Source organism: Nocardia abscessus NBRC 100374, assembly GCF_000308455.1.
Lineage (GTDB): Bacteria > Actinomycetota > Actinomycetes > Mycobacteriales > Mycobacteriaceae > Nocardia > Nocardia abscessus.
In genome coordinates this window covers 18,767-39,261 of record NZ_BAFP01000106.1, presented here as the reverse complement: position 1 = coordinate 39,261, position 20,495 = coordinate 18,767, and the positions used below count along the sequence as shown (strand labels likewise).

General features: G+C 70.1%; 19 protein-coding genes. 11 read left to right on the top strand and 8 right to left on the bottom strand.

Annotation, left to right across the window (positions count from 1 at the left end; translation table 11 throughout):
- Positions 1 to 107 precede the first annotated feature (107 nt).
- The 3 genes from ON19_RS21665 to ON19_RS21655 all read right to left on the bottom strand — a co-directional run bounded on the left by ON19_RS21665 (position 108) and on the right by ON19_RS21655 (position 2,860).
- Positions 108 to 569 carry an AMP-binding protein gene (locus ON19_RS21665; protein WP_043695852.1) on the bottom strand — a complete coding sequence of 154 codons (462 nt, stop codon included), beginning with the start codon at positions 567 to 569 and terminating at the stop codon, positions 108 to 110.
- A gap of 139 nt (positions 570 to 708) precedes the next feature.
- Entirely contained in the window at positions 709 to 1,803 is a 1,095-nt protein-coding gene (locus tag ON19_RS21660; protein ID WP_043695850.1) for an ABC transporter substrate-binding protein, read from the bottom strand.
- Between the two features lie 250 nt (positions 1,804 to 2,053).
- Complete coding sequence (locus tag ON19_RS21655) at positions 2,054 to 2,860, bottom strand: VOC family protein (protein ID WP_043695847.1); 807 nt, start codon at positions 2,858 to 2,860, stop codon at positions 2,054 to 2,056.
- A gap of 498 nt (positions 2,861 to 3,358) precedes the next feature.
- On the opposite strand from ON19_RS21655, the gene ctaD reads away from it, so the two are divergent.
- The 9 genes from ctaD (at position 3,359) to ON19_RS21610 (ending at position 13,151) form a co-directional block, all read left to right on the top strand.
- Positions 3,359 to 5,101: an aa3-type cytochrome oxidase subunit I gene (gene ctaD / locus ON19_RS21650; RefSeq protein ID WP_083899533.1), complete on the top strand. Its 1,743-nt coding sequence runs from the start codon at positions 3,359 to 3,361 to the stop codon at positions 5,099 to 5,101.
- Between the two features lie 142 nt (positions 5,102 to 5,243).
- The gene (gene serB / locus ON19_RS21645; protein ID WP_043695841.1) at positions 5,244 to 6,461 is read left to right on the top strand and encodes a phosphoserine phosphatase SerB; all 1,218 of its coding nucleotides are present in this window, start codon (positions 5,244 to 5,246) and stop codon (positions 6,459 to 6,461) included.
- Positions 6,462 to 6,529: 68 nt separating this feature from the next.
- Entirely contained in the window at positions 6,530 to 6,955 is a 426-nt protein-coding gene (locus ON19_RS21640) for a protease inhibitor I42 family protein (RefSeq protein ID WP_051169150.1), read from the top strand.
- Positions 6,955 to 7,758 carry an aminoacyl-tRNA hydrolase gene (locus ON19_RS21635; protein WP_043695838.1) on the top strand — a complete coding sequence of 268 codons (804 nt, stop codon included), beginning with the start codon at positions 6,955 to 6,957 and terminating at the stop codon, positions 7,756 to 7,758. Before ON19_RS21640 ends, ON19_RS21635 begins: the two co-directional genes overlap by 1 nt.
- Before the next feature lie 146 nt (positions 7,759 to 7,904).
- Complete coding sequence (locus tag ON19_RS21630) at positions 7,905 to 8,738, top strand: ABC transporter ATP-binding protein (RefSeq protein WP_043695835.1); 834 nt, start codon at positions 7,905 to 7,907, stop codon at positions 8,736 to 8,738.
- A 185-nt stretch (positions 8,739 to 8,923) separates the two neighbouring features.
- The gene (locus ON19_RS21625; protein ID WP_086006684.1) at positions 8,924 to 9,694 is read left to right on the top strand and encodes an NUDIX hydrolase; all 771 of its coding nucleotides are present in this window, start codon (positions 8,924 to 8,926) and stop codon (positions 9,692 to 9,694) included.
- Between the two features lie 290 nt (positions 9,695 to 9,984).
- Complete coding sequence (locus ON19_RS21620; protein ID WP_043695832.1) at positions 9,985 to 10,761, top strand: enoyl-CoA hydratase-related protein; 777 nt, start codon at positions 9,985 to 9,987, stop codon at positions 10,759 to 10,761.
- Positions 10,762 to 10,798: 37 nt separating this feature from the next.
- Positions 10,799 to 11,776: a class I SAM-dependent methyltransferase gene (locus ON19_RS21615; RefSeq protein WP_043695829.1), complete on the top strand. Its 978-nt coding sequence runs from the start codon at positions 10,799 to 10,801 to the stop codon at positions 11,774 to 11,776.
- A gap of 151 nt (positions 11,777 to 11,927) precedes the next feature.
- A complete protein-coding gene (locus ON19_RS21610) occupies positions 11,928 to 13,151 on the top strand; it encodes a THUMP-like domain-containing protein (protein WP_043695826.1) in 1,224 nt (407 codons plus the stop codon).
- Between the two features lie 26 nt (positions 13,152 to 13,177).
- Here ON19_RS21610 and ON19_RS21605 read toward each other — a convergent pair whose 3' ends face one another.
- The gene (locus ON19_RS21605) at positions 13,178 to 13,669 is read right to left on the bottom strand and encodes a hypothetical protein (RefSeq protein ID WP_157229779.1); all 492 of its coding nucleotides are present in this window, start codon (positions 13,667 to 13,669) and stop codon (positions 13,178 to 13,180) included.
- Positions 13,670 to 13,818: 149 nt separating this feature from the next.
- Positions 13,819 to 15,126 carry an outer membrane protein assembly factor BamB family protein gene (locus ON19_RS21600; RefSeq protein WP_043695820.1) on the bottom strand — a complete coding sequence of 436 codons (1,308 nt, stop codon included), beginning with the start codon at positions 15,124 to 15,126 and terminating at the stop codon, positions 13,819 to 13,821.
- Positions 15,127 to 15,359: 233 nt separating this feature from the next.
- Here ON19_RS21600 and ON19_RS21595 point away from each other — a divergent pair, with 233 nt between their 5' ends.
- Both ON19_RS21595 and ON19_RS21590 read left to right on the top strand, forming a co-directional pair.
- The gene (locus ON19_RS21595) at positions 15,360 to 16,109 is read left to right on the top strand and encodes an acyltransferase (RefSeq protein WP_043695817.1); all 750 of its coding nucleotides are present in this window, start codon (positions 15,360 to 15,362) and stop codon (positions 16,107 to 16,109) included.
- 75 nt (positions 16,110 to 16,184) lie between these two features.
- A complete protein-coding gene (locus ON19_RS21590; protein ID WP_043695814.1) occupies positions 16,185 to 16,730 on the top strand; it encodes a DUF1697 domain-containing protein in 546 nt (181 codons plus the stop codon).
- A gap of 12 nt (positions 16,731 to 16,742) precedes the next feature.
- Here ON19_RS21590 and ON19_RS21585 read toward each other — a convergent pair whose 3' ends face one another.
- From ON19_RS21585 to ON19_RS21575, 3 genes are read right to left on the bottom strand one after another with little or no spacing between them, the layout of a single operon-like run.
- On the bottom strand, positions 16,743 to 17,996 hold the full coding sequence (locus ON19_RS21585; RefSeq protein WP_043695811.1) for a glycosyltransferase family 4 protein: 1,254 nt from the start codon (positions 17,994 to 17,996) through the stop codon (positions 16,743 to 16,745).
- Complete coding sequence (locus tag ON19_RS21580; protein WP_051169148.1) at positions 17,993 to 19,660, bottom strand: 1,4-alpha-glucan branching protein domain-containing protein; 1,668 nt, start codon at positions 19,658 to 19,660, stop codon at positions 17,993 to 17,995. Before ON19_RS21580 ends, ON19_RS21585 begins: the two co-directional genes overlap by 4 nt.
- Positions 19,657 to 20,475, bottom strand: coding sequence for a class I SAM-dependent methyltransferase (locus ON19_RS21575; RefSeq protein WP_043695808.1), 819 nt, complete (start codon positions 20,473 to 20,475; stop codon positions 19,657 to 19,659). The genes ON19_RS21580 and ON19_RS21575 overlap by 4 nt, the downstream gene beginning before the upstream one ends.
- Positions 20,476 to 20,495 lie beyond the last annotated feature (20 nt).

Genomic DNA, 20,495 nt, shown 5'->3' with positions numbered 1-20,495 from the left:
CGCGGCAACTCAATTCTGAACCGGCGCGGGCGGCGCTGCGGGGGTATTGCGCACACTGCGCGACCCGAACATCGCTGTTCGGGTCGCGGGGGGAGGGGTTTGCCCGGTCAGGCGGCTGCCTGGAGCAGATCCAGGTCTGCCGCGCGCAGCGGGGCGGCGGAGCTGGTCAGGTAGCGCTGCAGGGTGGAGCGCTCGTCCAGCACCAGCCAGGTGATCTCGCCGTCGTGCTCGGGCTGCTGATCCTTGGTGGTGATGCCCACCGTGGTGCCGAGCGCGTAGGAGCCGTCCTCGGTGACCGGGACGGTGTCGGCGCCGATCTTAATGGCGGCCCGCTCGGTCACGACGGACTCGATCGGCTGGTCGATCGCCACCGCGATACGGCTGCCGGGGCCGGCGCCGATGCCGAGCAGCAGCCGGGCGAGGCGGTTGGACCAGCGATCGAGTTCGGCGTAGGTGAGGTCGCAATCGGCGGTGGAGACCACGACCGCCTGCGGATCGACGACGGCGACGGGCTGGGCCGGCGGCAGGACGTAGAGGTTGTCGGCGAGCGAATCGGTCAGCGTGTGCATGTCGTGTCCTCGAGTGTCGATTAAGAGGTGTTTGGCGTACCTCTTAATCTCGTCCTCGGGACGGGCTTCCGACAGCAACCCCAGCGCTGGTCCGAGCACTCCCAGGGTGGGGGAAATCCCACCCAAGGGGGGTGAGCGGTCAGTCGGTCACGTAACCGTTGAGCGTGTTGCGCAGATCGGTGAGCAGGGCGCGGGCGGCGGTGAGGCCGTCGCCGTGCCAGACGCTGTCCTCCACGGCGAACACCCGGCGGTCGGTGGCGGCGCCGAGTTCCTTCCACTCGTCGGAGCGCAGCACCGCTTCCCCGTGCTTCTTGCCCTCCGGGCCCGCGAGGATCACGTAGATCACGTCGCCTTCCACCTTCGTGGCGAACTCGTCCTCGCGCACGTCGAACGACGTGCCGCGCTGGGCTTCGGGACGCTGTACGCCCGCGTCGCCGAGTACCTGGCCCGAGAAGCTGTCGCGGCCCTGCACCCGGTCGGTGTCGGCGGTGAACCGGATGACCGACGCCTGGGTCTGGGCTGCCGCCAGCGCGGTACCGGTGTCGTTCGCTTCGGTGCGGTAATCCCGCAGTGCGGTCTCCGCCGCTTCGCGACGTGCCAAACCCGCTGCGTACGCGGCGAATTCGGCCTGCCAGCCGTTGTTCGAGCCGACCAGCACGGTCGGGGCGATGGCCTGCAGCGCGCTGAAACTCGCCGCGCCGGTGGAGTTCTCACCCAGAATCAGATCGGGCCGCAAGTCCGCGACCCGGGCCGGGTCGGGCTGGGCGGCGGTGCCGACACCGGGGATCTTCAACACGCCGGTACCGAGGTAGGCCGGTTGCGGGCTCGGTCCGTCGACGGTCACCGTCCCTACGACACGCTCCCACAGGCCGAGTGCGCAGACCGCGTCCAGTGCGGCCGTGCTGAGTACGACGATGCGCTGCGGGTCGGCGGGCACCTCGGAGACGCCCGCCGCGTGGGTGACGCTGCGGGTCGCCCCGCCCGCCGGATCCGGGGCGCTCGGCAGCGCGCACGCGCGCGTGGTGTCCCGCTCCAGCCCGACGACCCCCGCGCCGGCGATATTGGTGGTGGTGCGCACGATGGAGGCGGAATCGTCGGCGGTGCCGCCGCAACCGGCGACGATCAGCGCGGCACACCCGGCCACGACGGCCCGGAACCGGCGACCGGTCGCGCCGTTTCGATTGCGGACTGCGCGAATTCGGGTGCGTCCATGTATCACGTCGCTCACCGGCATGCGAGTGAGGGTACATGTCGGCGCAGGTCGTCCCCTGGGTGAGGTCGCGGGGCGAGCACTCGTGTGCCGGGCTCGGCGCAGACGAACAGTTCGTCGGGTTGTGCGACGAATCGACCACTGGATTCACCGGTTGCCGCGAAGATCGACGCCGCCATGGCGAAGTTCACACGCGCGGTGTGAGGGCAGCCCGCGGGTCAGCCCGCACGAAATGTCCGGGTAGGACAGAGCGTCTTCGCGCGGGCAGCCGGTATCAAGCTCGGTCGCCGCCGATGCTGAAGCGGGCGCCGGTGGCGTCGATGACGGCGGACATGCGGCCGTACGGGGTGTCCTCGGGCGGGGAGAGCACCGAGCCGCCGAGTTCGACGAGTCGTTCGACGGTCTTGTCCACGTCGTCGGCGCCGAAGTAGACGGTCCACGCGGCAGGGGCGCCTTCGGGCAGGAACGCCGAGGCGTCCATGACGCCGCCGAGCATCGGGCTCTCGGCGTGAATGGTGGAGTAGCGGAACTCCGGGGCGTCGGAGATGGTGAAGACGTCCGACCAACCGAACACGTCCCGGTAGAACGCCAGCGAGGCGTCGTAGGCGCGGGTGTGCAGCTCGAACCAGGACGGCGCGCCCTCGTGGTCGCGCCACTGCCCACCGGAGACCAGGCCGATGGTCTCGAACCCGGGGAACGTCCCGGCCTCCCAGATGCCGACGCCCGCGCCCCCGACGTCGCCCAGCACGGCCATCGTGCCCAGCTCGCCGACCGCCATCGGCGGCACGATCAGCGACGCGCCCGCCGCCGTCGCCACGTCCGCGGTGGCCTGCGCGCCGGAGCTGGCCAGATACACCGTCCACTGCTCCGGGCTGTCGGTATCGCCGGGCATCCTGGCCATCGCGCCCGCCACCGCGCGCCCGTCTTTGCGGAAGGTGACGTACCCGCCGAACTCCTCGCCCGCGCTCTCGGCGGTCCAGCCGAACAGGTCGCGGTAGAACTCGATACTCCGATCGAGGTCGGAGGTGTACAGATCGACCCAACAGGGATCGCCGGACTTCGTACCGTTCGGTTTCGTCATCACTGGTCTCCTGGCCTGAGGTGTATTCGGTGTCACCGATGCAGACGCCCCCCACCCGCAGAACTCATCGGTCCACGATCCCGGACAAGCGGTAGCGCATGTGCAGCCGACCTGTCAGACCCCACCCCGCTCAATCGTCGTCACCATCCGCGCAGCGGTGTCGCCTTACGCGCCCAGCGCACCCCCGACCACGTCTTTCGAGCGAAGCGAGACCGAGCATGCGCCGTTCGCGGCCCGGCTCGCGTCCGAGTGGCCGCCGCGTCCGCGACGAAGTCGCCAGCGGCGGTCACTCGGACGCGAGCCATAAAGGGGCCGCGAACACGCCGCACCGCAGGTGCGGCCGAAAATACGACAGAGAGTAGGACCCGTTCGGTCGGCTCGGGGGGCGCGGGTTTACGATTCGAAGAGCGCAAGCGAACTGTCGTCTGTCCCGACATAGGGATGGATGCGATCAGCGGAGCCTGCGGAGCGACTTAAAGGCACCTTTCAGGAGGATCAGTGACTGCCGTAGAGCCCCAGCCAGTCCCTCAGTTGGAAGCGACTCGGCCTTATCCGGCTCGGACCGGGCCGAAGGGCTCGTTCATCTACAAGATGGTCACCACCACGGACCCGAAGGTCCTGGGTGTCATGTACCTGACCACGTCGATGGGCTTCTTCATGATCGGCGGCCTGATGGCCCTGCTGATGCGTGGTGAGCTGGCGCGGCCCGGCCTGCAGTTCCTCTCGACCGAGCAGTTCAACCAGCTGTTCACCATGCACGGCACGATCATGCTGCTGTTCTACGCGACCGCGATCGTGTTCGGCTTCGCCAACATCATCCTCCCGCTGCAGATCGGCGCCCCCGACGTCGCCTTCCCGCGCCTGAACGCCTTCAGCTACTGGCTGTACGCCTTCGGCGCCAGCATGGCGACCGCGGGCTTCATCACCCCGGGTGGCGCCGCGGACTTCGGCTGGACGGCGTACGTGCCGCTCACCGACATCCTGCATTCGCCCGGTGTCGGCACCGACCTGTGGATCCTGGGCCTGGCGGTGTCCGGTCTGGGCACCATCCTCGGCGGCGTGAACATGCTGACCACCGTGGTCTGCCTGCGCGCTCCCGGTATGACCATGTTCCGGATGCCGATCTTCACCTGGAACATCGCCGTCACCAGCGTCCTGGTGCTGCTGGCCTTCCCGCTGCTGACCGCCGCGCTGTTCGGTCTGGCCTACGACCGCCACCTTGGCGGTCACATCTACGACCCCGCGACCGGCGGCATCCTGCTCTACCAGCACCTGTTCTGGTTCTTCGGTCACCCCGAGGTGTACATCATCGCGCTGCCGTTCTTCGGCATCGTCTCGGAGATCTTCCCGGTCTTCTCGCGCAAGCCGATCTTCGGTTACACCACCCTGGTGTACGCCACGCTGGGTATCGCCGCGCTGTCCATCGCGGTGTGGGCGCACCACATGTACGCCACCGGCGCTGTGCTGCTGCCGTACTTCTCGTTCATGACCTTCCTCATCGCGGTCCCGACCGGTGTGAAGTTCTTCAACTGGATCGGCACCATGTGGCGCGGTCAGCTGACCTTCGAGTCGCCGATGCTGTTCTCCCTCGGCTTCATCGTGACCTTCCTCTTCGGTGGTCTGTCCGGCGTCATCCTGGCCAGCCCGCCGCTGGACTTCCACGTCACCGACTCCTACTTCGTCGTGGCGCACTTCCACTACGTGCTCTTCGGCACCATCGTGTTCGCCACGTTCGCGGGCATCTACTTCTGGTTCCCGAAGATGACCGGACGGATGCTGGACGAGCGCCTGGCCAAGTGGCATTTCTGGACCACCTTCCTCGGCTTCCACACCACCTTCCTGGTACAGCACTGGCTGGGCGCCGAGGGTATGCCGCGCCGCTACGCCGACTACCTGCCCAGTGACGGCTTCACGGGGCTGAACACGGTCTCCACGATCGGCGCCTTCGTGCTCGGCGCGTCGATGCTGCCGTTCCTGTGGAACGTCTTCAAGAGCTTCCGCTACGGCGAGGTGGTCACCGTGGACGACCCGTGGGGCTACGGCAACTCGCTGGAGTGGGCCACCACCTGCCCGCCGCCGCGGCACAACTTCTACGAGCTGCCGCGCATCCGCTCCGAGCGCCCCGCGTTCGAGCTGCACTACCCGCACATGATCGAACGCATGCGCGCCGAGGCCCACGTGGGCTGGGGCGCGGGCAAGCACGCCACCGAGGTGCACGAGCCGGCCGCGGTCACGAAGTAAGAGGCGGATTCACCGCGACGAGTGTGCACCTGCTGGCGACGGCGGGTGCACACTCTTTTGTGGAGAGCAACACGCACCGTTGGCGTTGCGACAACGATGTCCACCGGCAGCGACGGCGAACACCGAATTTGGAGCGCATCAATTGGCCGACACCACCGTTCTCGTCACCGTCACCGGGCCGGACCGCCCCGGAGTGACGTCCGTGCTGCTCGCGGCGATGTCCCGGCACCGGGTCAGCCTGCTGGACGTGGAGCAGGTCGTGATCCGGGGCAGGCTGACCCTGGGCGTCCTGGTCACCTGCCCGAACGACGCCGAGGCGTTGCAGGACGAGCTCGAAGAGGCCATGAACACCGTCGGCATGCACGTCGACGTGGAGGTGGACGCGGCGATCGGCAGGCAGCCGATGTCCACCCACGCGGTGGTCATCCTCGGCAGCCCGGTCACGGCGCGCGCGTTCAGCGCGGTGTCGCGGCAACTGGCCGTATTGGGCGCGAACATCGACACCATCCGCGGGATCGCCGACTACCCGGTGACCGGGATGGAGCTGATGGTCACCGCGATCGACTCCGGACCCGACACCGATTCGCGGCTGCGCACGGCGCTGGCCGAGGTGGCGGTGGCCGAGCAGGTGGACGTCGCGGTGGAGCGGGCGGGCCTGGCCCGCCGGGGCAAGCGGCTGATCGTGTTCGACGTCGACTCGACGTTGATCCAGGGCGAGGTCATCGAGATGCTCGCCGCGCACGCGGGCGTCGAGGACGAGGTGCGCAGGGTGACCGAGGCCGCCATGCGCGGGGAGATCGACTTCGCCGAATCGCTGCGACAGCGGGTCGCGACGCTGGCCGGTCTGGACGAGTCGGTGATCGAGGAGGTGGCCGACCGGATCGAGTTGACCCCCGGCGCGCGCACCACGATCCGCACGCTGCGCCGGATCGGTTTCCGCTGCGGTGTGGTGTCGGGCGGCTTCCGGCAGGTGATCGAACCGCTCGCGCACGAGCTGGAACTGGACTTCGTGCAGGCGAACACGCTGGAGGTCGTGGACGGCAAGCTGACCGGCCGGGTGGTCGGGGAGATCGTCGACCGGGCGGCCAAGGCGACCGCGCTGCGCAAGTTCGCGGCCGAGGCCGGGGTGCCGATGGAACAGACCGTCGCGGTGGGCGACGGCGCCAACGACATCGACATGCTCAACGCGGCCGGGCTCGGCGTCGCCTTCAACGCCAAGCCCGCGCTGCGTGAGATCGCCGACGCCGCGTTGTCGCATCCCTATCTGGACGCCGTGCTGTTCATCCTCGGGGTCACCCGGCACGAAGTGGAGGCCGCCGACGCCAGGGACGGTCTGCTGCGCCGCGTTCCGCTGGGCTGAGCATCCGGCCCGGTCGCGTCCGCCTCGGTAGGCTCGCTGCTGTTGATCATTCGGCGATCGGAGGACGGGTGCGCAAGTCCCTGCTTGTGCTGCTGGCCGGGTTGGCGGTGGCGGGGTGCGGCGGCAGTGACTCGCCGGACGGGACGACGACCGGGTCCGCGAATCCCGTTGTGCGCGTCGGCGTGGCCGACGACGGGCAACAGCAACGACTGCACGTCGGGCAGCGGCTGATCGTCGCGCTTCCGGCGAATCCGTCTACCGGTTACTCCTGGAGTATCGCGAAAGTGGATGCGGCCGTGGTGAAGCTGGACGGCGAGGCCGATTTCGAACCCGATCCGGCCGTGCCCGTCGCGCCGGGCGCGGGCGGAACGTCGGTGTGGACTTTCGTGGGCGCGGCGGCGGGTGCGACGGCGCTGACGATGGAGTACACGCGTCCGTGGGAACAGGGCCTGGAGCCGGCCAGGACGTTTTCGTTGACGATCGAGGTGGAGTGATGACGAGCATCCCGGAATGCGGCGCCGAAATCCGGGACGACGGCGAGACCCGCACGGGCCCGGCCGTATCGGACGTCGAAGGGTTCCGGGTCCGGCACGCGGAGCTGTCCGGTGGATACGGCACGGGCGATCCGGAGGACCCCGCCATGGTGCAGGCCATGCAGATGGTGCTGCATCTGCCGAAGACCGATCCGCCGCCGCGCGGTGCGCTGCTCGCCGCCGCCGCGTCGGCCGCGGTGGCGCTGTGCCTGGACGAGCGCGTCGGGCCCGGCGGTGAGTGGGAACAACCGTATCTGGGGTGGAAGCGCTCGCGGATCCGGAAGGTGGCGCGGCGCGCCCGCGGCGCCCAATGGCGTGCGACTTGTGCCGTCCCGGGCGTCACCGTCGAGATCGGTGGCGCGCAGGCGCGGGCGCTGGTCCCCGGCCCGGTGGGCGCGGTCGATCCGCGGATCAAGCGTCTGCAGATCGGCGGCACCGATCTCGAGCACGACGATCCCGGGCCGCCCGACGCGGACCTGCCGGTGCTGTGGGTGAACGGCGGGCTCGGGATGACGTTGGGCAAGTCGGCCGCGCAGGTGGGTCACGCGAGCATGCTGCTGGCCGGTGCGCTCCCGGTGGGTGACGCGCTGCGCTGGGCGGAACTCGGCTTCCACTGCGCGGTGCGCGAAGCCGACGCGCGGCGCTGGGCGTCGCTGGCCGAGCAGGTGGCCGAGGGCAGCGCGGTCGCCGTGCGCGACGCGGGGTTCACCGAGGTGGCGCCGGGCTCGATGACGGTGATCGCGGTGCCCGCCCGGTCCTGGTGAACGCTCCACGAGACCTTCGCGGTCGGCATGGGCGTGTCGGACGGTGCGGCGGATGCGGTCGTGACGGCGGTGATCCGGCATAGATCCAACCGACCGGATCGTTTTTCCCTCCCCGCGTTGGCGAGTGCCCCCTCAGGTGGGCCAAGATGGACCGCGTGCCGCAACCGGATCCCGATCTGCTCATCGACTTCACCGACGTAACCGTCCGCCGCTCGGGCCACACCCTGGTCGGTCCGGTCACCTGGCAGGTCGAGCTCGACGAACGCTGGGTGGTCCTCGGCCCCAACGGCGCGGGCAAAACCTCGCTGCTGCGGATGGCCGCCGCCGAGATGCACCCCACCGGGGGCATCGCCCATCTGCTCGGGGAGCGGATCGGGAAGGTCGACATCAACGAGTTGCGTCCGCGCATCGGGCTCTCGTCGGCCGCGGTGGCCAGCCGGGTGCCGGTCGACGAGAAGGTCAGCGACCTGGTGGTGTCCGCGGGCTACGCGGTGCTGGGCCGCTGGCGCGAGCGCTACGACGACGTGGACACCGACCGCGCCATCGACATGCTGGAAAGCTTGGGCGCCGAACACCTCTCCGACCGCACCTACGGCACGCTGTCGGAGGGTGAGCGCAAACGGGTGCTGATCGCCCGCGCGCTGATGACCGATCCCGAGCTGCTGCTGCTCGACGAGCCTGCCGCCGGCCTGGACCTGGGCGGCCGCGAGGAGCTGGTGGAGCGGCTCGGCGATCTCGCCGCCGACCCGGACGCACCCGCGATCGTGCTGGTCACCCACCACGTGGAGGAGATCCCGCCCGGGTTCACCCACGGCCTGCTGCTCAACGAGGGCGAAGTGGTCGCGCAGGGACTGCTCTCCGACGTGCTCACCGCCGAGAACCTCAGCGATGCCTTCCGCCAATCGATCGCGCTGGATCGAGTCGACGGCCGCTACTTCGCGCGGCGTTCACGGCGCGCGGGCAGGCACCGGACCCGCTGACTCGGACGGCGTGCCGTCGCCCACCAAGCACGCGTTAGGCGTACCTCCGCCGTCGCTCCGGCCGTGCGCGGGCTGAGGGACGGACTACGTCCGACCGCGCCCGTTAAGGTGCAAGGGTGAGTGAGAAAGAGGCGCAGGCAGACTCTCAGCAACCGGCACCGCCGCTGAAAGACGCGTCGACGGTGATGCTGGTGCGCGACGGCGCCGACGGGCCGGAGATCTTCCTGCAGCGCCGGGTCGGCGCCATGGCGTTCGCCGCGGGCATGACCGTGTTCCCCGGCGGCGGCGTCGATCCGTCCGACGGGACCGCGGACATCGCCTGGGCCGGACCCGAGCCCGCCTGGTGGGCCGAGCGATTCGCCACCACCGAGGCCACGGCCAAGGCGCTGGTCTGCGCGGCCGTGCGCGAGACGTTCGAGGAGTGCGGTGTGCTGCTGGCCGGTCCGGCCGCCGACAGCGTCGTCTCCGACACCACCGGGTACCGGGACGCGCGCGGCAGGTTGGAGCGCAGGGAACTGTCGCTGGCGTCGTTCCTCGCCGAAGAGCGGTTGGTGCTGCGCGCGGACCTGTTGCGGCCGTGGGCGAATTGGATCACCCCGGTGATCGAGCCGCGCCGCTACGACACCCGGTTCTTCGTCGCCGTGCTGCCGGACGGGCAGCTGGCCGACGGCGCCACGTCCGAGGCGGCGCAGGTGCAGTGGAGCACCCCGGCCGAGGCGCTGGAGCGCTGGCGTTCGGGCGCCGACGTGCTGCTGCCGCCGACCTGGTCGCAGCTGGTCGCGCTCGGTTCCTTCCGGTCCACCGCCGAAATCCTGGCCGCGCAACGGCCGATCGATCCGATCATGCCGGTGCTGGCCGATCTAGACGGCAAGCGGCTGCTGTCCTTCCCGGACAACCAGCGCTATTTCGCCGACCTCCCCGATCCCCGGCGGCTCAAGGGATCCGTGCGCCCGTGAGCGGCGCCGCCCGCCTCCGGGCCTGACCCGCTCATGCTGTGTCTGTTGTCGGCGTGCGCGGGGCCCTGCGTGGTGACGCTGCGCTACCGCCTCCGGGCCTGACCGCTCACGCTGTGTCTGTTGTCGGCGTGCGCGGGGCCCTGCGTGGTGACGCTGCGCTACCGCCTCCGGGCCTGACCGCTCACGCTGTGTCTGTTGTCGGCGTGCGCGGGGCCCTGCGTGGTGACGCTGCGCTACCGCCTCCGGGCCTGACCGCTCACGCCGGTGCGCACCCGGTAGCGTGGCCTCTCATGGCCGAATTCGTGACCCTGGAGCTGCCCGAGGGCGATGCCGCGCGGGGCGTGGCCGTCCTGCGGATCGCGCGCCCGCCGATGAACCTGCTGAACGTGCAGCTGGTGCGGGAGCTGGCCGAGGCGGCGGACGCCGTCGCCGTGCACCCGGGCGTCGCCGCGGTGGTCGTATACGGCGACGAACGAGTGTTCTCGGCGGGCGACGACGTGGCCGAACTGTTCGGTCTCGGAAGCGAGCAGGCCACCGCCATGGCGGCCGATCTCCAGCATGCTCTCGGCTGCCTGGCCAGGATTCCGCAGCCCACTGTCGCCGCGATCAGCGGTTACTGCCTCGGCGGCGGGCTGGAGCTGGCGCTGGGCGCCGACCGCCGCGTCATCGGGGACAACGTGAAGCTGGGTCTGCCGCAGATCAAGACGGGCCTGATCCCGCTCGCGGGCATCCGGCGGCTGGCCCTGCTGATCGGGCCGGGCCCGGCGAAAGACCTCGTCTACACCGGTCGCTTCGTCGAGCCGGAGGAGGCGAAGGCGCTCGGCCTGGTCGACGAGGTCGTCGCGCCGGACGACGTGTACACCGCCGCCATGCGGTGGGCGTGCCGGTTCGTCGACGGTCCGGCCCGCGCGCTGGCGGCCGCGAAGGCGGTCTTCGAAGCCGGTCCGCACGGCCTCGATCGGGCCCGCGGCGAGTGGTCCGGCCTGTTCACGACGCAAGATCGCCTGATCGGAACAGGTTCCTATTTGGCCGACGGTCCCGGGTCGGCGGAATTCGTGGGGCGATAGCAGGCGTCAACTGGGGATTTGGGTAGGCTTGCCGACCATGACGGTACGTCCCGACGACCCCGCGCCGAACCCGCACGCCACTGAGGCAGAGGTCGAAGCAGCGCTCAAGGATACGAAGCTGGCCCAGGTTCTCTACCACGACTGGGAGGCCGAGACCTATGACGACAAATGGTCCATCTCCTATGACGAGCGCTGTATCGAATACGCGCGCGGCCGGTTCGACCTGGCCGTCGGTCCCGCGCCGCTGCCCTACGGCAAGGCGCTCGAACTGGGCTGCGGTACCGGATTCTTCCTGCTGAACCTGATGCAGGCGGGCGTGGCGAAGTCCGGCTCGGTCACCGATCTGTCGCCGGGCATGGTGAAGGTCGCACTGCGCAACGCACAGCATCTCGGGCTGGACGTGGACGGCCGGGTAGCCGACGCGGAGACCATCCCCTACGACGACGACACCTTCGATCTGGTGGTCGGGCACGCCGTGCTGCACCACATCCCGGACGTCGAGCTGGCGCTCAAGGAGTGCCTGCGCGTGCTCAAGCCGGGCGGCCGCTTCGTGTTCGCCGGTGAGCCGACCACGGTCGGCAACTTCTACGCTCGCTGGCTGGGCCGGATCACCTGGAAGGCCACCACCACGGTCACCAAGCTGCCGATCCTGAGCGATTGGCGGCGCCCGCAGGAGGAACTGGACGAGTCCTCGCGCGCGGCGGCCCTGGAAGCGGTCGTCGACCTGCACACCTTCGACCCGCGCGCCCTGGAGTCGATGGCCCGCTCGGCGGGCGCCGTCGAGGTGGCCGCCAACACGGAGGAATTCGCGGCCGCGCTGTGGGGCTGGCCGGTGCGTACCTTCGAGGCGGCCGTGCCCGCCGAGAAGCTCACCTGGCGCTACCGGATGGCGATGTACCGCGCCTGGCTGGGACTGAGCTGGGTGGACGAGAACGTGATGCGCCGCGTGGTGCCGCGCCAGTTCTTCTACAACGCCATGATCACCGGCGTGAAGCCGAGCTCCGCCGGAAAGTAGTGGGCGGCGATACCCTTCGCGTCCATGTCGCCCCCCTCGACGGCACGGCCGGTGCCGGAGAGGTGGGCGGGCGCGAAGCGTTCCCGTGCCGGGATTCCGAGGCGGCACGTCGCGATTACGGCGGCGGGGCGGACGTCACAGGGGATCGGTAGTGGGCTATCGCATTTCCCGTGAGGATGTCCGGTACCTGGGTAGCGTGGCCGGTCGAGCCGCGCTGGCCGAGGTGGACCTGTTGGAGCTGACCCCGGCGACGCACCTGCGCGATCTGGAGCGGGTGCGTCGCGCGCACGGCGACCGGGCGGCCGCCCTGATCGAGACGGTGCGATTGCGGCGCAGAGCCGGCGCCAAACTCCTCGATGCCGGGCAGTGGCTGTTCACCGACGACGCGCTGCAGCAGGCCACCCCGACGCTCGTGGCGCGGCAGCGTGCCGCGCGGCTGGCCGGACGGATGGTGCACGACGTCACCTGCTCGATCGGAGCCGAACTCGTGGAGCTGGCCCGGGTGTGCCCGGCGGTGCTCGGCAGCGATCTGGACGAGGTGCGGCTGGCTATCGCCGCGCACAATCTGGGGCCGCACCGGCTCGGGGCGGGGGAGCCGGGTTCGCAAGCGCCCGCCACCGGTCCTTCGGCGCAGACCCGAAACGTGATGCTGGCCAGAGCCGATGCGTTGCGCCCGAGCAGTCGCGACACCGTGATCATCGCCGACCCGGCTCGGCGTGCCGACGGCCGGCGCACCCACGACCCGGCCAGATTGAGCCCACCGCTGCCGGATCTGCTCGCGGCCTATACGGACCGCGATCTCGCCGTGAAATGCGCTCCCGGTTTGGATTTCGACCGGCTGGCCTGGTCCGGTGAGGTGGAGGTGGTCTCGCTCGACGGCGCGGTGCGTGAGGCATGCCTGTGGTCTTCCGGACTCACCGAGCCCGGTGTCACCCGTCGCGCGACGGTGCTCTCGTCCGAGGGCGCCGCGTGGACCATCACCGATGCCGACCCCGACGACATCGATGAGCGCGGGCCGGGGCAATGGATCATCGACCCGGACGGCGCTGTCGTGCGCGCCGGTCTCGTCCGTCACTACGCCTCGAAACACGGCCTGTGGCAATTGGATCCGCGCATCGCCTATCTCACCGGCGACACCGTCCCCGACGGGGTACGTGGCTTCCGCATCCTCGATCGCCTGGACTTTCGCGAGAAATCCCTTCGCGCCGAACTCCATCGCCGCGACTGCGGCCCCCTCGAAGTCCTCGCCCGGGGCGTCGACGTCGACCCTGATGCTCTTCGTTCGCGCCTCAAACTCCGCGGCACCCGGCCGCACACGCTGGTGATCACTCGCGTCGGCCGCGCCGCGACGGTCTTCCTCTGTTCCACCCCGTGATCATCGGGTGTTCGCTCGAAGCGCTCCTACGCGGGAAGTTCGGCCACGACGAGTCGCGCAGCGGCCGCCCACCGCTGGTCGGTCGGCGGGGTGGCCAGATTGCCGCCGACGAGAAAGATGCGGACAGCGAACCGGTCGGTGAGGACCCATGCCTGCGGGAAGTCCGGCTTCGGGTCGATGAGGACCGATCGCCCGATCCCCGAGAGTTTGCGGGTGGTCGGATTCGTCAGCCGCGCGATGGTCGCGTCGGTCACCGAACCCTGTTGTGGCCGCATCACTTTGATGGATGCGGTGAAGGACAGGATGCCACCGGCTGTGAGGTAGTAGGTGCAGCTTCGACCATAGGAACCGTCGTCGCGTTTGGTGCTGGTGTCCCGCCCGTCGCCGAGGCTCACGCCCGCGAGCGCGCTGATCTCCGCACCGCTGAGCACGCACTCGTCGTCGACGGCGTGTTCGACGAACGGCTCGTCGGTCACCTTCGCCGGTGTGGTCGCGGCCGGGCTTCGCGGCACTGCCACCGGATGCCCGTCGACCGTGGCAGCGCACGCGGCGGTAGACGTGAGTAGAGCGATCGCGACTACGGTCGCCTTACCGAGCCGCGCGAGAATTCCGCCCCTGGCCATAGTTCCCCCCGCTCGAGCCAGAACACAACAAGATCGAGGTGACTCTACTCCGGTTCGAACGCGAAGATCTCGCCGATCCGGGTGGCGACCACGACCTCGCCCTTCGAGCCCACCGACGTGCCCGTGACGGTCCCCTTCGCGCCCGGCAGGACGTCGGAGTCGATGGTGGCCCCGGTGCGCGCGTCGAAGGTGACGAGGTTGAGGCCGTCACCGATCGCCGCGGCCGCGTATCCGGTGTCGCCCGCCGTCTGCGCCGCAGGGCCGCGCAGCGCGAGGTCCTTTCGCTCCCAGACGGTTTCGACCGCGTCACCGTTGTCGCGCAGCGCGAGCAGGTAGCCGTCGTCGCCGGACGGGATGATCAGGCCGTCGCCGGACACCGAGATTCCGCCGCGCGGCGACCACTCCAACTGGTGGACCCACTTGGTCCGCCCGTCGGCGGTATCGAGGGCGATCAGCCGATTGCTGTTGTCGCCGACGTAGAGGGTGCCGCCGTCGGCGGACAGGGCCGGGCTGGTCGCGCTGCCGCGCTGCAGCAGTTCGGCGCGCCACTGCTGCTCGACCTTGCCGTCGGCGTAGCGCAGCGCGACCAAGGCGGCGGCGGGCCGCCCCGGCTGCCACAACGTCACGTAGAAACGGCCGCTGGCGGTGTCGATCGGGGAGATGTTCGCGACGGGGCACTGCGGCCCACCGGCGGCGCAGTCGTCCAGTCCCTGACCCGCGGCAGGCCAGCTGAGGCCGGCGTGGGCGAGGAAGTCCGGCTCGCCGAGCAGTTGCACGGTCGGCACCATTCGATCGCCGGTCTGCCGCGACAGCACGTCGACCTGGCCGGATTGCGTGACCGTCAGCAGTTTTCCGTCGCCGGTGAACTGCACCGAGACCGGCGTCCCCGCGACGGGTGTGGCCCACCGCGGCTGCCCCAGGTAGTTGAACGAGATCACCCTGCTGTCGTCGCCGACGTAGACGTTGGTCATCCCGTCGACCGCCGACGGCGCGGCGATCGCGCTCGACCCCAAGGCATTGCAGAACCGTTTGCGGCCGGTGGCCATCTGGAAAGAGAAGATCGAGCAGTTCGGCAGCCGCGTGGTGACGAACAGCTGGCTGTCGGGCCCCAGCGTGACCGGCTGGGCGATAGGTCCGCCGACCGGGCGCGACCAGTTCAGCGCGACCTTCCGCGATCCGCTGACCGGGCTGGTGCCGCTGTTGCGGCCGTCGTGGTAGGCGGCGGTCCAGCCCTTGCCGGTGCCGACCGTGATGTCGTCGTAGTCGGTGCCGCAGCCGGTCAATGCCAGCGCGCCGCCCGTGACCAGCACGGCCAGTACGGCCGCGGCACGTTTCCGGGACGGTCGCCACATGGAAGTAGCCAGTACGCCGCCGCTTCGCACCTGCCGTACTCCTGTCGTAGTTGGCGTTCGCCGTCGCCGTCTCCGGCGCACGAGTCACTGTACGGGAGGCCCGTATGCGGGGTGAACGAGTCCCGGCGTTGTCGGCGCGGGTGCCCGTCGCGGCGCTCGTCCCGGGCGATAGGCTCTATCCGTCGCCGCCGAGGCGGACGACGGCCGGTAGGACCACGACAGGAGAGCCGTTCGTGACGAGCATGTGGGGCGCACCGTTGCGCTCGCGCTGGCGGGGATCGCGCCGCCGGGATCCGCAGCAGGCGCGTTTTCTGACGCCGGCGTCGCTGCGCTGGGTGCTCGCGAACCGGGCGTACACGCCCTGGTATCTGGTGCGTTACTACCGGCTGCTCAAGTTCCGCCTGGCCAACCCGCACATCGTCCTGCGCGGCATGGTCTTCCTCGGCCGGCGCGTGGAGATCCACGCGACGCCTGAACTGAGCCGGATGGAGATCGGCCGCTGGGTGCACATCGGCGACGGCAACGCGATCCGCTGCCACGAGGGCTCGCTGCGCATCGGCGACAAGGTGGTGTTCGGCAAGGACAACGTCGTCAACACCTACCTCGACATCGAGATCGGTGAATCGACCCTGGTCGCCGACTGGTGCTACATCTGCGACTTCGACCACAAGATGGACGACATCAACGTTCCGATCAAGGATCAGGGCATCGTGAAGAGCCCGGTCCGCATCGGCCCCGACACCTGGATCGCCGCCAAGGTGACCGTGCTGCGCGAGACCAGCGTCGGCCGCGGCTGCGTGCTCGGCGCGCACGCTGTCGTCAAGGGCGAGATCCCGGACTACAGCATCGCCGTCGGCGCACCGGCCAAGGTGGTCAAGAACCGCAAGGCGGCCTGGGAGGCCGGAGCCGAGCAGCGGGCCGAATACCTTGCGGCGCTGGAGGACATCGCGCGCAAGAAGAACGGGGCCACGCAGTCCGCCTGACCGGTGCGCTGCTCGGCTGGGTGGCCGCTCGGTGGACGCGCGGCTTCGTCGGTGCGGGCGAGTAGGTTCGCCGGTATGACTGCCTACGCCGCCCTGTTGCGCGGGATCGCGCCGAGCAATCCGAACATGAGCAACGAGAAGCTACGTGCGGTGTTCGAGTCGCTCGGTTTCGAGGGCGTCGGTTCGGTGCTGGCCAGCGGCAACATCGTGTTCCACAGCGCGGAGACCGACGTACCCGCGCTGGAGGAGCGCATCCAGCAGGCATTGGTCCGCGAACTCGGGATCGGCGGCGGCACGATCATCCGCAGCCACGACGAACTGCGCGCGCTGCTGGACAGCGACCCGTTCCCCGGCCTGACCCACGGGCGCGGGACGTACCTTATCGCGACGTTCCTCAAGGACGAAGCCAAGGCGCCGGCCACCCTGCCCGAGCAACCCGACCCGCTCACCCGGATCGTGGGCTACGACGAGGCCGCGCGCGCCTTCCTCGCCGTCATCGACAACAGCGAGCCGGGCAAGACGCCGGACTTCATGGCCTGGCTGGACAAGACGTACGGCAAAGACATCACCACCCGCACCTGGCTCACCGTCGAGCGCATCGTCAAGAAGCTCGCGGCCTGACCCCGGGCGGGGCTACTTCGGATCGCGTTCCGGCAGCGGACGTTCCACGATGGTCGGGCGGCCCAGCGGGTTGCGTACCCGCCGCTTGGCCGACTGGTACACCTGGGCGGTTTCCGCGGCCACCACGTCCCACGCGAAATCGGCGGTCAGCCGGTCCCGGGCGGCGTAGGCCCGCTGTTGCGCGGCGGGGGGGTCGTCGAGGGTGGCGCGGACCGCCTCGACCAAGCCGTCCACGTCCGCGGGCGCGAACGAGGCGCCGGTGACGCCGTCGATCACGGCCTCGCCCAGGCCACCGGCCGTCGAGGTGATCAGCGGGGTGCCCGCCGCGGCCGCCTCGAGGGCGACGATCCCGAAGGGCTCGTACCGGCTGGGCAGCACGATCGCGTCGGCGCCGTGCAGCCAGCCGAGCAGTTCCGCGTGGTCGAGCTGACCGGCGAAGGTCACCGCGCGGGCGACGCGGTGCACCCGGGCGCGCTCGCGCAACCACTCGAACTGGGTGCCGACGCCCGCCACGGTCAGCGTGGTGCCGGGGTGGGCCCGGCGGATGCGCGGCAACGCGGCGATCGCGTCCTGCACGCCCTTCTCGTACTCCAGCCTGCCCACGTACAGCAGCCGCGGCGGACCGCTGCGCGGCGAGCGCGGACGAAACGTCCACGCGCCCACGTCGATTCCGTTGCGGATCACCGTCATCGGGATCCGCTCCGGACCGTAGAGCCGCTCGACTTCGTCCTGCATGGACGAGGAGCAGGTGATCAGCGCGTCGGATTCGTTGGCGAGCCACCACTCCACCGAGTGCACCTGTTTGTTGACTTTGCCCGCGACCCAGCCGCTGTGCCGCCCGGCCTCGGTGGCGTGGATGGTCGACACCAGCGGCACGTCGTAGTACTCGGCCAGGGCGATGCCGGGGTGGGCGACCAGCCAGTCGTGCGCGTGCACCACGTCGGGCGTCCAGCCGTCGCCGATGCCCGGCTTGCCCAGGGCGACGCCCGCGCGCACCATGCCATGGCCCATGGCCAGCGTCCAGGCGAGCATGTCCTCGCCGAAGTCGAACAGCGGTGGGTCCTCCGCGACCGCCACCACCAGCACCCCGTCGGCGATGTAGGAGTGGGTGGGATGCGTCGAGGAGTCGGTGCCGGAGGGCCGGCGGGACAGGACGACCACCTCATGGCCCCCCGCGGCCAGTTCGACGGCGAGGTGATGCACGTGCCTGCCGAGCCCGCCCACCACGACCGGTGGGTACTCCCACGACACCATCAAAATCTTCATGCAAGTCCTTCTGCGGCCGAGCCCGGGTCCGCCGGTTCCGGTCCGTGGTCCGCGGTGGCGGGGCCCGGTCCTGGCGCGGCGGCGGATATCGCCCCGGTGACGCTGGGTACGGACCCCGCGGAGGTGAGTCGTCGCGCGTCCACGCCGGGGAAGAGTCCGTCAGCCGCCCCCCATCCTGCCGCCAACTGCCGTGCTTTGGCGACTTGGCCCGCCCCGACGGCCGCGGCGATTTCCCGCACCGCGTGCGCGTGGCGGTGCGCGCGGTCGCGCGCGTAGCCCGCGGCGGAGTCCTTGCTGACCATGAACGCCCAGTCGCTGGAGACGGTCAGGATCGCCTCGCGCAGCAGCTGATCGGCCACCTGGTCGCGCAGACCGGGGGCGCCGCCCTGCGCCGCGCGCATCTTGTCGACGGTGTCGAGAGTCAGCCGCACGATGTCGTCGTTCAGCTCGACCAGATCGCGGACCTGCTCGCCCGCCCACACCCGCCAGTCCTTGCCCGAACCCCAGGACGAGTCGGCCAGCGGCACCGGTTCGCCCAGGTAACCGCGGGTTCGCGCGTCGTCGAGGGTGCCCACGGTGACGCCTGCCTCGGGCAGCGCGCGCAGCACCTGCGCGAGCCATTGCGGCCCCTCGTGCCACCAGTGACCGAACAGTTCGGTGTCGAACGCCGCGACGACGAGGGCGGGCCGCCCGATCCGCTCGGACTCGGAGATCAACCGCTCTCGGACGGTCCGCACGAAGTCCTCCACGTCCCGGCTGACCGTGGCGGCGGCCAGTGCGGGATCGTAGGGAGCCTTGTCCGGGCCGGCGACGGTCTTGCCGGTGACCCGGGCGGGTTTGAGACCCGTCGCATGGTCATAGTGATGAAAGTCACGGTAGGCGGCGTGGCCGGGGTAGCCCGACTTGGGGGACCAGACCCGGTAGCTCACCTGCAGATCGCGGCCGAACGCGACCACATCGGAATCCCACACCGGACGGCCGAGCGTGGTGTCGCCGCGCAGCGCGGGACCGTCGACCATGAAATGTGTCACACCGGCGGCGGCGTAACCGGCCTCCATGCCCGGGGTGTATCCGCATTCCGGCGCCCAGATGCCGGTGGGTGTGCGGCCCCAGCGGTGTCGAGCGTCCGCCAGGCCCTCGGTGAGCTGGAACTGGCGCAGTCGCGGATCCAACAGCGGCTGGAACGGGTGGGCCAGCGGGCCGCCGAGCAGCTCGATGGTCTCCGCGTCGACGAGCGCGCGCCAGACCGGCGCCGCGCCGTGCCGCCAGTGCTGCTCGAACTCGGCCAGCGCCGCGGCGGCCAGGCGGTGTTCGTGCCTGCCCAGCGCGACATTGCCCGCCATGGCGGCCTCGTCGGCGCGCAGCTGCCAGTTGCCCAGCCAGTGGTGCATGCCCGCCAGGCAGTGCGGATCGTCCAGCTGCGCCGCGAGCACCGGAGTGATGCCGAGGCTGAGCAGATGCGAACGGCCCTCCGCGGCGAGCGTGCGCAGGACCTCCACCACGGGCAGGTAGGAGGCGGCCCAGGACTGGTAGAGCCATTCCTCGCCGACCGGCCAGCGGCCGTGATGGGCCAGCCAGGGCAGGTGGGAGTGCAAGACCAGGGTGAACTGGCCCGGCACGGGGCTTGCGGCGTGCCCGCCGGGCACGGTACTGCGATCGGTCAAGGCTTCACCGCGATGGCGACCAGATCCAAGCTCGCGTCGATGTCCGCCTCGACCAGCACGAAGTCCTCCACCGTGACGCGCGCGACGTCCTCGGTCAGTTCGGGCGGCCAGGGCTCTCCGGCCAGCGCCCGTTCGATCTGGGCGTCGATGAACGACCCGCCGTGCTTTGCGTCCAAGGCTTTCAGTCCGGGGCCGTGGTGCACGCCGACCATCCTGGAGACCTCGAAACCGGCGTCGACCAGCAGTTCGGTCAGCTCGGCCGCGTTCAGTTCCCTGGTGTGGAACGGGTTGAGCGGAGTGTCGCGGCCGGGGGAGAAGGTGATCCGGTTGGGCGTGCTGATCAGCAGTTCGCCGCCGGGCCGCAGCACGCGCAGGCATTCCCGCAGGAACTGGGACTGGTCCCAGAGATGCTCGATCACTTGGAAGTTCACCACGACGTCGACCGAGGCGTCCTCCAGCGGCAGTTCGGCGAGGTTGCCCTGGATCATCTCCACGCGCGGGTACCGTGCGCGCACGTGCTCGACGGCGCTGGTGTCGTAGTCGAGGCCGATCACCTTGCCGGCCACCTCGGCGATCATGTCCGCGCCGTAGCCCTCCCCGGACCCCGCCTCCAGCACGGTCTTCCCGGCGCAGCGGTCGAGCAGCCGGGCGTAGGCGATCTCGTGCCTGCGGAACCAGTAGTTCTCCTCGGCGATGCCGGGGACGGTGCGCTCGCCGGTCAGCGGCAGCGGTTCGACGGCGCCGGTGCTCGTCTCGGGGTCCGCGCTGATACCGGTCGGGTCGACCACTGCGGCAGGGATCACAGCCTCGCTCATCGTTCCGACGTTACTGGCAC

What these genes read in the sequence shown, in the direction of transcription:
- ON19_RS21665 (WP_043695852.1), bottom strand. Translation starts at nt 569, where the DNA reads ATGCACACGCTGACCGATTCGCTCGCCGACAACCTCTACGTCCTGCCG.
- ON19_RS21630 (WP_043695835.1), top strand. Translation starts at nt 7,905, where the DNA reads ATGGACCGCGTGCCGCAACCGGATCCCGATCTGCTCATCGACTTCACC.
- ON19_RS21655 (WP_043695847.1), bottom strand. Translation starts at nt 2,860, where the DNA reads ATGACGAAACCGAACGGTACGAAGTCCGGCGATCCCTGTTGGGTCGAT.
- ON19_RS21635 (WP_043695838.1), top strand. Translation starts at nt 6,955, where the DNA reads ATGACGAGCATCCCGGAATGCGGCGCCGAAATCCGGGACGACGGCGAG.
- ON19_RS21585 (WP_043695811.1), bottom strand. Translation starts at nt 17,996, where the DNA reads ATGAAGATTTTGATGGTGTCGTGGGAGTACCCACCGGTCGTGGTGGGC.
- ON19_RS21620 (WP_043695832.1), top strand. Translation starts at nt 9,985, where the DNA reads ATGGCCGAATTCGTGACCCTGGAGCTGCCCGAGGGCGATGCCGCGCGG.
- ON19_RS21590 (WP_043695814.1), top strand. Translation starts at nt 16,185, where the DNA reads ATGACTGCCTACGCCGCCCTGTTGCGCGGGATCGCGCCGAGCAATCCG.
- ON19_RS21600 (WP_043695820.1), bottom strand. Translation starts at nt 15,126, where the DNA reads ATGTGGCGACCGTCCCGGAAACGTGCCGCGGCCGTACTGGCCGTGCTG.
- ON19_RS21575 (WP_043695808.1), bottom strand. Translation starts at nt 20,475, where the DNA reads ATGAGCGAGGCTGTGATCCCTGCCGCAGTGGTCGACCCGACCGGTATC.
- ON19_RS21615 (WP_043695829.1), top strand. Translation starts at nt 10,799, where the DNA reads ATGACGGTACGTCCCGACGACCCCGCGCCGAACCCGCACGCCACTGAG.
- ON19_RS21625 (WP_086006684.1), top strand. Translation starts at nt 8,924, where the DNA reads ATGCTGGTGCGCGACGGCGCCGACGGGCCGGAGATCTTCCTGCAGCGC.
- ON19_RS21660 (WP_043695850.1), bottom strand. Translation starts at nt 1,803, where the DNA reads ATGCCGGTGAGCGACGTGATACATGGACGCACCCGAATTCGCGCAGTC.